This window comes from Massiliimicrobium timonense (assembly GCF_002160865.1).
GTDB lineage: Bacteria > Bacillota_I > Bacilli_A > Erysipelotrichales > Coprobacillaceae > Allocoprobacillus.
The window spans coordinates 55022-68398 of the sequence record NZ_NFLJ01000008.1; the positions used below are offsets into that span (position 1 = coordinate 55022).

General features: G+C 32.4%; 20 protein-coding genes. 4 read left to right on the forward strand and 16 right to left on the reverse strand.

The genetic code is table 11. The features are described 5' to 3' along the window. Nucleotides 1–6 precede the first annotated feature (6 nt). Genes B5E75_RS03960 through B5E75_RS04010 form a run of 11 tightly spaced genes read right to left on the reverse strand, consistent with a single transcriptional unit; the run spans nucleotide 7 to nucleotide 7217 of the window. Nucleotides 7–930: a dihydroorotate dehydrogenase gene (locus tag B5E75_RS03960; RefSeq protein WP_087357492.1), complete on the reverse strand. Its 924-nt coding sequence runs from the start codon at nucleotides 928–930 to the stop codon at nucleotides 7–9. Further along, a complete protein-coding gene (locus tag B5E75_RS03965; RefSeq protein ID WP_087357493.1) occupies nucleotides 923–1681 on the reverse strand; it encodes a dihydroorotate dehydrogenase electron transfer subunit in 759 nt (252 codons plus the stop codon). The genes B5E75_RS03960 and B5E75_RS03965 overlap by 8 nt, the downstream gene beginning before the upstream one ends. Further along, nucleotides 1682–2956, reverse strand: coding sequence for a dihydroorotase (locus B5E75_RS03970; protein ID WP_087357494.1), 1275 nt, complete (start codon nucleotides 2954–2956; stop codon nucleotides 1682–1684). After that, nucleotides 2949–3821, reverse strand: coding sequence for an aspartate carbamoyltransferase catalytic subunit (locus B5E75_RS03975; protein ID WP_087357495.1), 873 nt, complete (start codon nucleotides 3819–3821; stop codon nucleotides 2949–2951). The genes B5E75_RS03970 and B5E75_RS03975 overlap by 8 nt, the downstream gene beginning before the upstream one ends. Further along, entirely contained in the window at nucleotides 3818–4309 is a 492-nt protein-coding gene (gene coaD / locus B5E75_RS03980; RefSeq protein ID WP_087357496.1) for a pantetheine-phosphate adenylyltransferase, read from the reverse strand. Before coaD ends, B5E75_RS03975 begins: the two co-directional genes overlap by 4 nt. Further along, nucleotides 4306–4866 (reverse strand): 16S rRNA (guanine(966)-N(2))-methyltransferase RsmD, encoded by a 561-nt coding sequence (rsmD, locus tag B5E75_RS03985; protein ID WP_087357497.1) that lies wholly within the window; start codon nucleotides 4864–4866, stop codon nucleotides 4306–4308. The genes coaD and rsmD overlap by 4 nt, the downstream gene beginning before the upstream one ends. Nucleotides 4867–4875: 9 nt before the next feature. Continuing rightward, a complete protein-coding gene (locus tag B5E75_RS03990) occupies nucleotides 4876–5223 on the reverse strand; it encodes a YlbF/YmcA family competence regulator (RefSeq protein WP_087357498.1) in 348 nt (115 codons plus the stop codon). A 9-nt stretch (nucleotides 5224–5232) separates the two neighbouring features. Then, nucleotides 5233–5418, reverse strand: coding sequence for a YlbE-like family protein (locus B5E75_RS03995; RefSeq protein ID WP_087357499.1), 186 nt, complete (start codon nucleotides 5416–5418; stop codon nucleotides 5233–5235). Further along, complete coding sequence (gene ylbD / locus B5E75_RS04000) at nucleotides 5408–5716, reverse strand: spore coat protein YlbD (protein WP_206413960.1); 309 nt, start codon at nucleotides 5714–5716, stop codon at nucleotides 5408–5410. Before ylbD ends, B5E75_RS03995 begins: the two co-directional genes overlap by 11 nt. Nucleotides 5717–5745: 29 nt before the next feature. After that, a complete protein-coding gene (locus B5E75_RS04005; RefSeq protein ID WP_087357500.1) occupies nucleotides 5746–6960 on the reverse strand; it encodes an FtsW/RodA/SpoVE family cell cycle protein in 1215 nt (404 codons plus the stop codon). Then, on the reverse strand, nucleotides 6957–7217 hold the full coding sequence (locus B5E75_RS04010; RefSeq protein ID WP_087357501.1) for a UPF0223 family protein: 261 nt from the start codon (nucleotides 7215–7217) through the stop codon (nucleotides 6957–6959). The genes B5E75_RS04005 and B5E75_RS04010 overlap by 4 nt, the downstream gene beginning before the upstream one ends. Before the next feature lie 124 nt (nucleotides 7218–7341). On the opposite strand from B5E75_RS04010, the gene B5E75_RS14820 reads away from it, so the two are divergent. Next, a complete protein-coding gene (locus tag B5E75_RS14820) occupies nucleotides 7342–7557 on the forward strand; it encodes a hypothetical protein (protein ID WP_087357502.1) in 216 nt (71 codons plus the stop codon). A gap of 73 nt (nucleotides 7558–7630) precedes the next feature. Further along, entirely contained in the window at nucleotides 7631–8200 is a 570-nt protein-coding gene (gene def, locus B5E75_RS04020; RefSeq protein WP_087357503.1) for a peptide deformylase, read from the forward strand. Nucleotides 8201–8315: 115 nt separating this feature from the next. Here def and B5E75_RS04025 read toward each other — a convergent pair whose 3' ends face one another. Next, the gene (locus B5E75_RS04025; protein WP_087357504.1) at nucleotides 8316–9593 is read right to left on the reverse strand and encodes an O-acetylhomoserine aminocarboxypropyltransferase/cysteine synthase family protein; all 1278 of its coding nucleotides are present in this window, start codon (nucleotides 9591–9593) and stop codon (nucleotides 8316–8318) included. A gap of 71 nt (nucleotides 9594–9664) precedes the next feature. After that, nucleotides 9665–10090, reverse strand: a complete 426-nt coding sequence (locus B5E75_RS04030; RefSeq protein ID WP_087296625.1) for a hypothetical protein — start codon at nucleotides 10088–10090, stop codon at nucleotides 9665–9667. A gap of 112 nt (nucleotides 10091–10202) precedes the next feature. Here B5E75_RS04030 and B5E75_RS04035 point away from each other — a divergent pair, with 112 nt between their 5' ends. Together B5E75_RS04035 and B5E75_RS04040 are read left to right on the forward strand one after the other, a co-directional pair. Next, nucleotides 10203–10628, forward strand: coding sequence for a spore coat protein CotJB (locus B5E75_RS04035; protein WP_241146618.1), 426 nt, complete (start codon nucleotides 10203–10205; stop codon nucleotides 10626–10628). A gap of 12 nt (nucleotides 10629–10640) precedes the next feature. Continuing rightward, complete coding sequence (locus tag B5E75_RS04040) at nucleotides 10641–11222, forward strand: manganese catalase family protein (protein WP_087245736.1); 582 nt, start codon at nucleotides 10641–10643, stop codon at nucleotides 11220–11222. A gap of 21 nt (nucleotides 11223–11243) precedes the next feature. On the opposite strand, the gene B5E75_RS04045 is transcribed toward B5E75_RS04040, so the two are convergent. Genes B5E75_RS04045 through B5E75_RS04055 form a run of 3 tightly spaced genes read right to left on the reverse strand, consistent with a single transcriptional unit; the run spans nucleotide 11244 to nucleotide 13353 of the window. Next, nucleotides 11244–11720 (reverse strand): hypothetical protein, encoded by a 477-nt coding sequence (locus tag B5E75_RS04045; protein WP_087357505.1) that lies wholly within the window; start codon nucleotides 11718–11720, stop codon nucleotides 11244–11246. A 12-nt stretch (nucleotides 11721–11732) separates the two neighbouring features. Beyond that, the gene (locus B5E75_RS04050; RefSeq protein ID WP_211964264.1) at nucleotides 11733–12365 is read right to left on the reverse strand and encodes a rhomboid family intramembrane serine protease; all 633 of its coding nucleotides are present in this window, start codon (nucleotides 12363–12365) and stop codon (nucleotides 11733–11735) included. Next, on the reverse strand, nucleotides 12358–13353 hold the full coding sequence (locus B5E75_RS04055; protein WP_087357506.1) for a DNA-processing protein DprA: 996 nt from the start codon (nucleotides 13351–13353) through the stop codon (nucleotides 12358–12360). Before B5E75_RS04055 ends, B5E75_RS04050 begins: the two co-directional genes overlap by 8 nt. Between the last annotated feature and the right edge of the window lie 24 nt (nucleotides 13354–13377).

Here is a 13377-nt window from a genome sequence, read left to right on the forward strand (position 1 = left end):
ATTTATTCACTTTTCATATTGATGTGAGCGACCAATGATTTCATGAATGTCTTCTATTCCCATATTATCCAGAATCTCATTCATTTCTTCAATAATTTTTGGACAGGCATATGGATCAATGAGATTTTGACAACCAACAGCGACAGCACTGGCTCCAGCAATCATCATTTCGATCGCATCCTTACCACTGGCAATACCACCCATTCCAATGACAGGAATAGATACTGCCTGACTCACTTGATAAACCATTCTTAAAGCAACTGGGAAAATAGCTGGTCCACTATATCCTCCTGTCTTATTAGCAATAATAGGTTTCCCCGTTTTGATATCAAAACGCATTCCAATCAATGTATTGATCATCGTAATCCCATCAGCTCCAGCTTCTTCTACAGCTTTTGCCATAGCAACAATATCAGTCACATTAGGAGATAATTTGACATAAACAGGCTTTTGACTTACAGCTTTCACAGCTCGAGTCACTTCTCCAGCCATTTCTGGATTTGTTCCAAACTGAATACCTCCAGCATGAACATTCGGACAGGAAATATTCAATTCTAAAGCCCCAACCATATCATGAGTAGATATACGTCGTGCTGTTTCAACATAATCATCAATCGCACTTCCACCGATATTCGCAATCACTTTATCAGTATATAGTGGTCTTAATTTTTCTAATTCTTCATTCATAACAGCATCAACACCAGGATTTTGTAAACCAATCGCATTTAACATACCACTTGGTCCTTCGGCTATTCTTGGCAAAGGATTGCCATAACGTGGTTCCAGTGTTGTCCCTTTTAACATCATAGATCCTAAACAGTTGATATCATAAAACTTTGCAAATTCATAACCAAAACCAAAAGTTCCACTGGCTGGAATCACTGGATTTTTCATATCTAAACCGGGCAACTGAACTCTTAAATTAACCACCAATAATCACCTCACTTGACATTAAGACTGGACCTTCAACACATATACGTTTATAAGGTTTTGTTTTCACTTTACATGAACATCCCATACAGGCACCAAAACCACAGCCCATACGTGCTTCAAAAGATAAATAACCATTTTCTGGATAAGCCATCACACAGGCATCTAGCATTTTTTCTGGACCACAGGCATAATATTTATCAAATACCAGCTGATGAGCTTCAATAGCATCAAGAACTGTCCCTTGAACACCAGCACTTCCATCCATTGTTGCTAAAAAGGTAGGACAAATATCCATAAATTCTTGTTGATAGAACACATCATTTTTACTGTTAAAACCTAAAACAGCTTGAACTTCAACACCTTGCTCTTTTAAAGTCTTCGCTAATTTATACATTGGAGGCACCCCTAGTCCCCCACCAATAACAACAGCTTTTTTCGCCTGATAATCTAGAAAACCATTTCCTAAACCTGTTAAACAGTCTAACTGATCTCCGATATTTTTCTGTGATAAAATCTTTGTTCCTTCACCTACAACTTTAAAAATCATAGTGATATGATTGTCATCATAATCACAAATACTCATTGGTCTTCTTAAATAAGGCTGTAAAGAATCATTAATTTTGATATTAATAAACTGTCCCGGAGCTTGAATAAAACGTGCGGCTTCACCTTCTAAAACTATCTCAAAAACATCTTTAACAAGCTCTCTTTTAGAAACAATTGTCATCATTCCTTGAAAGTTTTTCATCTATTTTTCCTCCAAATCATTATATTCACCATTAACAATATTCGCAACAATACGACCATAACATTCTGCCCCTAAAAAAGGTGTATTTGCTGATTTTGATTTTAAATCTTTTTCTTCAATAATAAAATGTTCATTCAAATCAAAGATACATAAATTAGCTAATGAACCTTCCTGAATTTGACAATCCAGACGTAAAACTTGAGCTGGTCCTACTGTCAAAGCATCCAAGATTGTTTCTAAAGACACAAGATTCTTCTTGACAAGATAAGTATACAACAAGGAAAAAGCATGTTGTAAACCAATAATACCAAATGGTGCTTTTTCAATACTTGTGGCTTTTTCCTCTCTGGCATGTGGCGCATGGTCTGTCGCAATAACCGTAATTGTTTTTTCATTCAAACCTTTGATTAATGCCTGATGATCCTCTTTACTTCTTAATGGGGGATTCATTTTATATTGTGGTGAACAATCTTGAATATTATCTTCTGTCAAAATCAAATGATGTGGTGAAGCTTCACCTGAAACGCACAATCCTTCCTGTCTTGCCTGATGTAACAAATCAACCGTTTCTTTTGTAGAAATATGGCAAATATGATAACGATTATGATATTGTCTGACAATATCTAAATCTCTAGCCACTTGTTTATATTCAGAAGCACTATTAATACCTATAAGATGATGTTCTTTGGCATAATGTCCTTCATGAATACATCCCCCATGCAATTCACTTTCATCTTCACAATGAGCGACAATAATCGAGTCCAGATTTCCAGCCAGTTGCATAGCTAAATCCATCATATCATCATTTTGAACACCTTTGCCATCATCTGAAAAACCTAAAACAATATCCTCTTGAATGAGTTGTGCCATATCCACAAGTTTTTGACCTTTTAAATTTTCAGTAATCGCACTATATGTATAAACATTGACACAGGCATCATGGACCACTCTCTGTTTAAAATCTTCAACAGCTTCTAGATCATCCATACATGGTAATGTATTTGCCATAGCTACAATCGTTCCATATCCTCCATATAAAGCACTTAAGCTCCCTGTATGAATAGTTTCTTTGTGTTCAAAACCTGGTTCTCTTAAATGTGTATGTATATCTATGAAGTTATGTGAAGCATATTTTCCCTGTAAATCAATAACCGGTTCAAAACCTGTTATATTTTCGTCTATCTTTTCAATATATCCATTTTTCACAAGAATATCTGTTTTCTTAAAAATACCCTGATGATATAAATGAACATTTTTTAATAAATAACTATTCATCTTCTAATACCTTATGAAGCATTGCCATTCTTACATAAACACCATTTCGCATTTGTGTAAAAATACGACTCTTCTCACTTTCTACCAATTCATCTTTAATCTCTACATCACGATTAATAGGTGCTGGATGCATAATAATCGCATTATCTTTTAAACGTTGATATCTTTCTAAAGATAGTCCATAAATCTGGTGATATTTCTCTTTAGAAAAATTTTCATCTCCCACATGACGTTCATGTTGTACTCTTAACAACATCACAACATCCATATCTTCAATGACATCATCAAAATCAACATAATGATAACCTTCCTGCTTATACTCTAAAGGTCCTGATGTATAAACATTCATACCCAGCCTTTGCATAACATGATAATTAGAATGTGCAACACGAGAATGTAAAATATCACCAACAATCACCACATTCAAACCTTCAAAATGTCCAAATTCCTCTTTAATTGTCATTAAATCCAGTAATGATTGTGAAGGATGATTTCCTTTACCATCTCCAGCATTTAAAATAGGCACTTTTAATTTCTCTAATTGTTTAAAATAATCTTCTTCAGGATGACGAATTACCAAAGCATCACAACCAATACTTTCAAATAATTTACAAGTATCATATAAAGTTTCCCCTTTTTTTAAACTAGAGTTACTGGCTTCAAAGTTTTGTGTTCGACACCCTAAATTACCAGCTGCCATATCAAAACTATAATGCGTTCTTGTAGAAGGTTCAAAGAAAAGATTTGCTACAACCTTTTTTTGATGATAATCAACCACTTTGCCATTTTTAAAAGCAATCGCTTCATCAAGAATATCTTGAATCTGTGCTAATGATAAATCATTTAAATCAACTATTTTTTTCATAAAGCCTCCTTGTTTTTCTTAAATTTCTTTTCTAAAGCTTCTTCAACAACAGGTGGAACAAGCCCTGTGACATGATGCTGATGAGAAGCCATTTCTTTGACCGATGAAGATGAAATAAAGGAATGATTAGGTCTTGTCATAAAGAAAACCATATCTACACTATCATCCAGATATTGATTAGAAAAAGCCATCTGTAATTCATATTCAAAATCCATTGTGGCTCTTAATCCTCTAACCAATATTGGCGCATTCATTTTTTTAGCATAGGACACTGCCAGATCCTGACTATAATCAACACGCACATTATCAAAACAACTTGTGACTTCTTTTAATAATTCTAAACGTTCTTTCAAAGAAAATAACGTTGTTTTTTGAGGATTGACAAAAATAGTCACATACAAAATATCGTACATTTTACTCGCACGTTCAATAATATCTAAATGTCCACTTGTGACTGGATCAAATGTTCCCGCATAAACTGCATTCATGATTTTTTCTCCTTATAAACTAATATCTGTAAAGATGTAATTCCATAATTTTGTTGTTTCTTTAAAACAAAAGGTTCTTTGACATCAATTGCTTCTTCTTTTAAATCTTCAATGACAATGATGCATTGATCACAAAGCATATGATGTTCAACCAAAAAATCTAAGATTTTTTGATGAATTTTCATCTGATAAGGGGGATCTAATAAAACCAGATGAAAACTGACTTGTTCTTGTGCTAATTTCAATAAAGCTTTACTATAATCCAACTTATAAACATGAACCTGATTTTCAATACCTAATGTCTTGATATTATGTTGAATAGTCGCAAAAGCACGATATTGTTTATCAACACTATATAATTCATCCATCCCTCGACTGATGGCTTCAATTCCCAAACCACCACTACCAGCAAATAAATCCAGACATCGTCCTCCTTCAAAATAAGGACCTATCATATTAAATAAATTTTCTTTATTTTTATCCGTTGTTGGTCTTGTCAATTTAGAATCAACACTTTTCAACTGTCGGCTTTTCAATTTTCCTGCAATGACTCTCATTTTTCTACCTCATAACTGATAACGTTCTATTTTTAAATCACAACTAATATCTTGAAAAACTACCTGTGTCACTTCTTCTAATAAATCATTCAATTGATGATAAGAGTGATAATAATTTTGTATATCAGAATGCTGATTCATTTCCTGATAAACTTCCTGTAACTGTTTTTTTACTTCAGCTTGTCCAACATCAACAGAATAATCTCTCATTTTTAAATAATCTTCCATTAACGTCTGATATCTTGATAACAAGGCCATCGTCTGACTTTGATAGAGCTGACTTACAGCCTCTTGATAGCGAATAAACTCATCTGTTTTCATAATTGCTTCAATTAATGCATCAATCTTTTCATACATAACTTTCACCTATAATAACATATCTAACATCTGTAATAATGTTCCCACTCTTTCAATACGATCAGCGAAAGTCATTTTATTTTCAATCTTATATTGCTGAATAAGAGCAGGAAACTCTTGAGGATATCGTGATAAAATCAGATACCATTTGGGATGCATTCTTAAGTATTGACGTAATGACTCATCAATCATCATACCACTGTCTATTTTGTGTCTTTGGTTGTTCCTTTACAACAAAGGTACTGACTAAATTTAAAATTTTCTGTAATCCTTCAAAACTTTTAGACAATGCATCCAAATCAATATTCTTTAAAATATCAAGCATTCCAGTTAAATCCATATGACTTTTCTTATAAGTATCCCACATTGGATCATCTTCACCATATAAAACATAAAATTCATAAAGCTGCTGCCATGTATAATGTCCATTAGCAACTTCTTCTCTGATAGCTGGAATTGTTTTCACAAAAGCCTTAAAATCATCTATTTGCATATATCTCACCCATAATAAGATATGCAAAACTACTCCATCTGTTCTTTTAAAAGATCTCGATTATATCTTGCAATGAGAGATTGTGCAATACCTAACCCCATCATAGCTGCTAAAGTTGATGAACCCCCTGAAGAAATCAACAGCAACGGAACACCAGTCATAGGAATAAACCCCGAAACTCCACCTACATTGACTAATAGATGGGTAAAAAAGTACAGCCCTACACCATAAAGAATTAATTTACTTTTGGTATCTTTAATTCTTAAACCATAATGAAACATCTTATATATAATAATGATATAAGGAATTAAAAACAACAGAAAACCGGCCAAACCTAATTCCTCATATATAATAGCTACAATAAAATCATTATGTGATTCTGGAATATATCCATATTTTTGGGTTGATGCTCCAAAACCTTTACCAAACAAACCTCCAGAAGCAAAGGCAATCAATGCGTTAGTTAACTGCCAGCCATCTCCCTCAATATCTCCTAAAGGATTCAACCATGTATAAATACGCCCTAACTGATAAGGTTTTAAAATAAAGGTCGCTGTTAAACAAACAAAAATGATTCCAACAGCTAATAAAACAAGCGAAGCTTTCTTATACTTAGAGTAATAAGGTCGAGGGGTAATAAAAAACAACATCATACAAATAAAAGCTAAAATCAAAGAACTCCCCATATCCTTTTGTAAAAAAACACCTACGAAAAAGACAACAAAAATCGCAATGATGGGTCTAAACACACAATACCATGCTTTACGCTTTTGAAGTTCCTCTCTTTTATGACGAGTAATATTTCGAGGAATCTGACAATATTCTTCTATTTCTCCAAAATGGAAAGAAAGGAAAAGAATCATAATAATCTTCATAAACTCTGCTGGTTGCAAGGAAAAAGGACCTAAGCGAATCCATGCATGAGAACCTTTTCCATCTTCAAAAAATAAACAAACCAGCATTAACACTAATCCAATACCATAATATACCCACGTTGAATTGGCTTCAACCCAGCTTTTTTTAAAACAGCGTGTTAAAAAAATCATGATGCCAAAGCCTACCAGTACAAAGATGGTCTGTTTAATCATATTCATAGAAGCATACATGGCTCCCATTTTTGCAGATTGTCCAACTGATGCACTTCCAATCATCACAATCCCATATATCGTTAAAATAACCACACAAAAATAAACAGTCTTATCAACACCACGTCTTTTAAAAATTCTTTTTAATAAATTTATCATCGCATGTCAATCCAATCATGATCTTTTGCTTTTTGAAAAACTTGATATATAGAATAATGAGAAACTTTTTCAAAAGCAGCATCAATTTGTTTTTGTTCACTCTTAGAATCAACAACTTTTATATATTGACGATAACACTTCATAAAATCATCTTTAGAGATACCTTCTTCATACGCTTTTTCTACAGCGTTATACAATGCCATAACATCAATAATATCCTGTGTATCCCAAAATGGACTTAATGGATAATCGTACATCTTCTTCACTTCCTATCTTTTTTCATATTATACATGATATGAATTAAAAATAAAATAAGAATTGGGTAGAAACACTAGCAAATTTGTAAATAAAGAATAGATTAAAGTGAAAGGAGGGATTTGAATGAACTCTTGTTATAATTATGGAGGATGTGGCTGCAATAGCTTTATGCCAACATTTGGATGTAATCCATTTGGTTGCAGTGGATGCTGTAATAGCTATCCTGTCATGACAACTGGTTGTGGTGGTTTTGGTTATGGTAATGGATGTACTTGGTTTGCAATTGTATTAGTTGTCTTCTTATTGCTTATTATCTGTGGTTGCACAAAAATCTGTTAATCTAAAAAATATGCTAGATTTCTAGCATATTTTTATTGTTTATGATACAATACTTGGCGAGGTGATTAACAACATGATTTTAATGAAAGATATTATTGATGATCATCATCCTTTAATCCGTGAAATTTCTCAACCTGTGGCGATGCCATTAAGTCAGGAAGATGAACAATTATTGCTGGACATGCACGAGTTTCTTGTCAATTCACAGGATGAAGACATTTCTGAAAAATATCAGTTACGTCCAGCAGTCGGTATTGCAGCTGTACAATTAGGTGTTTTAAAAAGAATGTGTGCTATTCATGTTTTGACATATGATCACGATGGAAATATAAAAAAAGCAGATGACTATGCTCTTGTTAACCCTAAAATTGTATCATATACAGAAAAACAGTCCTATTTAAAAGATGGTGAAGGATGCTTAAGTGTCAACGAAGAAAGAGAAGGCTATGTTCCAAGACATGCTAAAGTTACTGTAAAGGGTTATGATGTTTTAACCCATCAAGATGTGACAATTGTCGCAAGAGGTTTCTTATCAATCTGTCTACAGCACGAACTTGATCACTTTGATGGTGTTCTATTCTACGATCACATTAATAAAAACAATCCTAAAGCACCGATTGCTAATGCGATGATTGTAGAATAAAATGATATATTATCTTTTCAAATGATTTCCAAAATTATGGAAATCTTTTTTGTATAAACATATCTTAAATATCAAAAAAGAATTATGATTCACTATAAATCATAATTCTTTTTTATTAATCAATTTGTTCAAACGCCTGATTTAAATCATCAATCAAATCTTCAACATTTTCTAACCCTACAGAAATACGAATTGTTCCTTGTTGAACACCACCAGCCAGTCTTTCTTCCTCACTCATTTGTGCATGTGTTGTTGAAGCAGGATGTGTTAATAAACTTCTTGAATCAGCAAAATTTGTGACATGGGTAAATAACTGGATATGATTAATAACAGACTTACCAGCCTCTAGTCCACCTTTCACACCAAAAGTAAACAAACCTCCAAATCCTTTTGGAAAATATTTTTGACACAATTCATATGAACTATGACCTTCTAATTCAGCATAACTCACCCATTCTACTTTTTCATGATTCTGTAAAAATTCAGCAATTTTTCTTGAGTTTTCAACATGTCTATCCATACGTAATGATAATGTTTCTAATCCAAGCAAAGTCATATAAGCATTAAATGGTGACATACACCCACCTAAATCACGCAATGTTTTTGCGACAGCTTTCGTACAAAAAGCACTTTTCCCTAAATCAGCATAAACAATATCATGATATGCTTTATCCGGTGTTGTCATTAATGGATATCTTTCATTATGCCAGTCAAAATTTCCACTGTCTACAATAATTCCACCCATGACATTACCATGTCCAGCAATATATTTTGTTGTGGAATAAACAACCAAATCCGCTCCATGTTCAATAGGTCTAAATAAATAAGGTGTTGGTGTCGTATTATCTACAACAAACAATATATGATGACGATGACATATCTCACTAATAGCATCAAAATCTAACATATCTCCATTAGGATTACCTACAGATTCAACAAAAATCATTTTTGTTTTCTCATTAATCAATGATTCCATTGTCTTTAAATCACGAGGATTAACAAAGTGAGAAGTAAATCCCATTCCTTGCATTGTTCCAGATAATGAACCAATCGTTCCCCCATATAAATTGTTGGCTGCAATAATTTCATCACCACTTTGACAGACAGTCATGATCAACCCCATTATAGCTGCTGTTCCAGAAGCAAAAGCAATCGCTCCTACACCTCCATCTAAAGCAGCCATTCTTTGTTGAAGAACATCTACTGTTGGATTAGATAAACGTGAATAAAAATAACCACCTTCCTCTAAAGCAAAAATATTTTTTGCTTGATCAGCACTATCAAATGTAAAAGCATTAGATAAATAAAGTGGTACCCCTGTTGCTTTTGTTACAGGATCAGGTTTTTGTCCTGCATGTATCTGCAATGTTTCAAATTGATATTTCTTTGACATTTATATTCCCCCTTTTATGAAAGATATTGTATCATAAATAAAATACAAAAAAAAGCTATTCCATAGATAGCTCAATAATAATGATTACAGATGTTTACCATATCTTCAATATAGACACGACCACCAGAGATGATATCATCATCTAGATGATGTTTTGTTTTAAATGATTTCTTACAAGAATATGTTTCTCTCATTAATGGCAAGTCTTGTTTTAAACATAATTGAATGATTTTTTCCATTTCTTTGCTTTTAAAACAAAATAAGTTAAATAATGCCAAATTACGAATATGTTGACGAGATAGCTGACATATAAAATTTTCCAATTCTTTATCTTTTAAACATGGATATTCTTCAAATCCAATAACCAAAAGATCAATGTCTTCCTGAAAAGAAAAATCCGTTATTGGTTTGGCATAAGTTCGTGCATATCTTGCCATGTCTTCTGCTAAAAGTTTTGCATCTTTACAATGCGTTGTATAAACAACTTGAACTTTCATAAAACCAGCCACCTTTCTATTTTATTATAAAAACAAAATATGAACTGAAAATAAACATGTGTCCTTATCATTTCATAAATCAAATCATATGTTATGATGGAAGGAGGTTTATATGAATTTTTTTCAAGAAGATAAAAACTGTTTTTCACCATTTTATATGTCAAATCAAACAAGACAATGTCAACCTGTTCTTTTTGATCCACAGGAAGCTATTTCATTAGGTAATTTATTTAAAGATCTCTATATGTCTTATCAGGGATTTTCTAATTATTGTCTACAACCTGAAAATGCACGTCAACAAGCATTATTAGAAGTTCAGATGTATTATTTTGTAGCACATGAAATCAATCTCTATTTAGATACACATCCTCATGATGAAAAAATGATTCAACTATATGAACAATACATTCAAAAGGCAAAACAAAGCCAAAATGCATTTGAAAAGAAATATGGTCCTTTAGAAGTACAAAATACTCAAAACAAAATCCCATTTGAATGGATACAAGGTCCTTGGCCTTGGGAATATCAAAAAGATTAAGGAGGTTTAAAAATGTGGATTTATAGTAAGAAATTACAATATCCTATTTCTATTAAAAATAAAGACTTATCTATGGCCAAATTCATCATTACACAATTTGGTGGTCCTAATGGTGAACTTGCTGCTTCAACACGTTACATTACACAACGTTATACAATGCCTGATGAAAAAGGAAAAGCATTATTAACCGATATTGGTACTGAAGAACTTGGACATATGGAAATGGTATCAACAATGGTTTATCAATTAACACAGGGAGCAACAATGGAAGAAATTAAAGCTGCTGGTTTACAAAGTTATTATACTGAGCATGGCTGTGCTTTATTCCCTAATGATGCCAATGGTGTTCCATTTAATGCTATGGTCTTTTCATCAACTGGTGATCCTGTTGCTGATTTAGCGGAAGATTGTGCTGCTGAACAAAAAGCCAGAGCCGTTTATGAAAACTTGATGAACCAAACACGTGATCCTGATTTACTTGCTCCATTATCTTTCTTACGACAACGTGAAATTGTTCATTATGAAAGATTTAGAGAACTTTATGAAGAATATGTTCAAAAATATTATCAACCTGATTTTCCTTCAAAATGTTAAAAACCCGAAAAATTCGGGTTTTTACTTTGCTGAAGCATAAGCAATAAATAATCCAATAAGTGCAACAATTGTTGTAAACAAATCACCGACAATCAAACTACGCACACTCATGACAAAAATATCTAAAAAAGAAGTCAACGGTAGACTCACACCTAATTCATGCAATGGAAGATAAATCATAGTCATTTCACCTATAACATAACAAAATACAGTTAAAATGACACTTAATATAGCCATTTGTGATGAATGAATTTGAGAAATTTTTGTCACAGCACTTGAAACAACAATAGCACATACCACATAAAAGAGCGATGAAGTGATATGCAAAGAGTGAATAACAATTCCTAAAACAACCCCAGCCGCAATCGCTGTCAATAGTCCAATCCCAATAACTTTACTCCACTGTGTACTGTCAAGAAATTGATCATTATTAGAACGAAAATACTTTTTTGCTTCCTGTCTTTCTTTATATTCTTTATATTTATCTTGAAATGACATAAAACCCTCCTGTTAATGTATAAGATGTTTTTGATGTTTGATCATCAATAAAATATATGTACAAACAAAACCACCAATAAGTCCAGCTAAATGCCCAGAAAGTGAAATAGATGGTATAATAAAAGAAATTATAAGCATTAAAATAATATTAGGTGCCAACTGCTTAAAAATATCCATATAAATATATTTATAGCGCAGTGCCAATGCTCCTAAAGCACCAATTAATCCAAAAATCACACCACTGATACCTCCACTTACAACATTTGCGCCATAACCAGTGATGAGATAAAATAAATAAGGTAAACCTGTTGTTGTCAAAGCACTAACTAAAATCAAAATCAAATATTTTTTTAAACCCAATGATTTTTCAATAAACAATCCCAGTCCATATAATGAATAACAGTTCACTGCTAAATGAAGAATGCCAAAATGAATAAAGTTTGCGGACAACAAGCGATAATATTCATGCGATAGCTGTATATAAACTGGATTAAATCCACCAAAATACAATCCTTCTAATGCATTCATTTCTTCACCAAACCAAACAAAACTCATTGCATAAACCAATATACATAAACATATTAACGAAATGGTAATAGGAAAACTTTTATATTTCCATAGAAAACGATTTAACATACTATTCATCTAAAAACTCATAGATAGACATCTGATCTATCAGAATTTCTTCTGCCTCCTTTACAACTTCATTCTTTTCAATAATCTGATCAAGTGTTAATAATGATAAAATATCATCATAACTTATTTTAATAGCTCCCATTTCCAATAAACGAATATTTCCACCATAACGACTATCATCTAAAACCATTTGTTTTGTCCAATGATAATGGAAATTTTGAATCGTTGTAAACCAGACAGCCCCACTATTAATATGTGTCGCTGTAATAATTTGAACATCACTCAAACCACACACATAAATATTACGATCCAAAGCATTCGTTACATTAAAATATGCAAATGGATCAACAGCACTCAACAACAATAAACGTCCTTCTTTAATATGTTTTGAATAAGACTTTTTCTTATCAAACATATGATCACTTACAAAACATATAGCTTGACCACCTAAATTTAAAAATGTTTTTAAAGCATAGGCATCTGTCCCCTTTGTCCCATTAGCAACCAGAACTTTTTCTTCATCATAAATCTTTGTCACAATATTCTTTGTATAAGTATTTAATCTTTTTTCAAGTTCCTGTGGTCCTACAACGGATACCATATGATTTTCTGTAATGGATAAATCACCAACATAATAAAGATATAAAGGTGCTCTTTTTTTGAGTTTAGATGTTAATATTTTAGGATAATTATCTTCATATTTCGTTGTGAGAGATATACCTTCATTTTCTAAATTCGCTAAAGCAAAAAGAAGATCATTAATTGTCGTTAAACGTGCTATCATTTTATAGGCAATGTATTCTTCTATTCCCAATATATCAATCAATGTATCTTTATTCATACCAAATAATTTAGATGGCGTTTTTCTTGATGAACTTTTTAATTTTCGTTCAACATTCAGCCATTCATCCTGTGTTAAAGCAGCAGTATTATCTACAACTAAATCTCCACAAAATAAAAGAACAGCTAAGCTATCTAAATTCAACTGTATTTTCATAAAACCACCTGCACTTTGAAAATA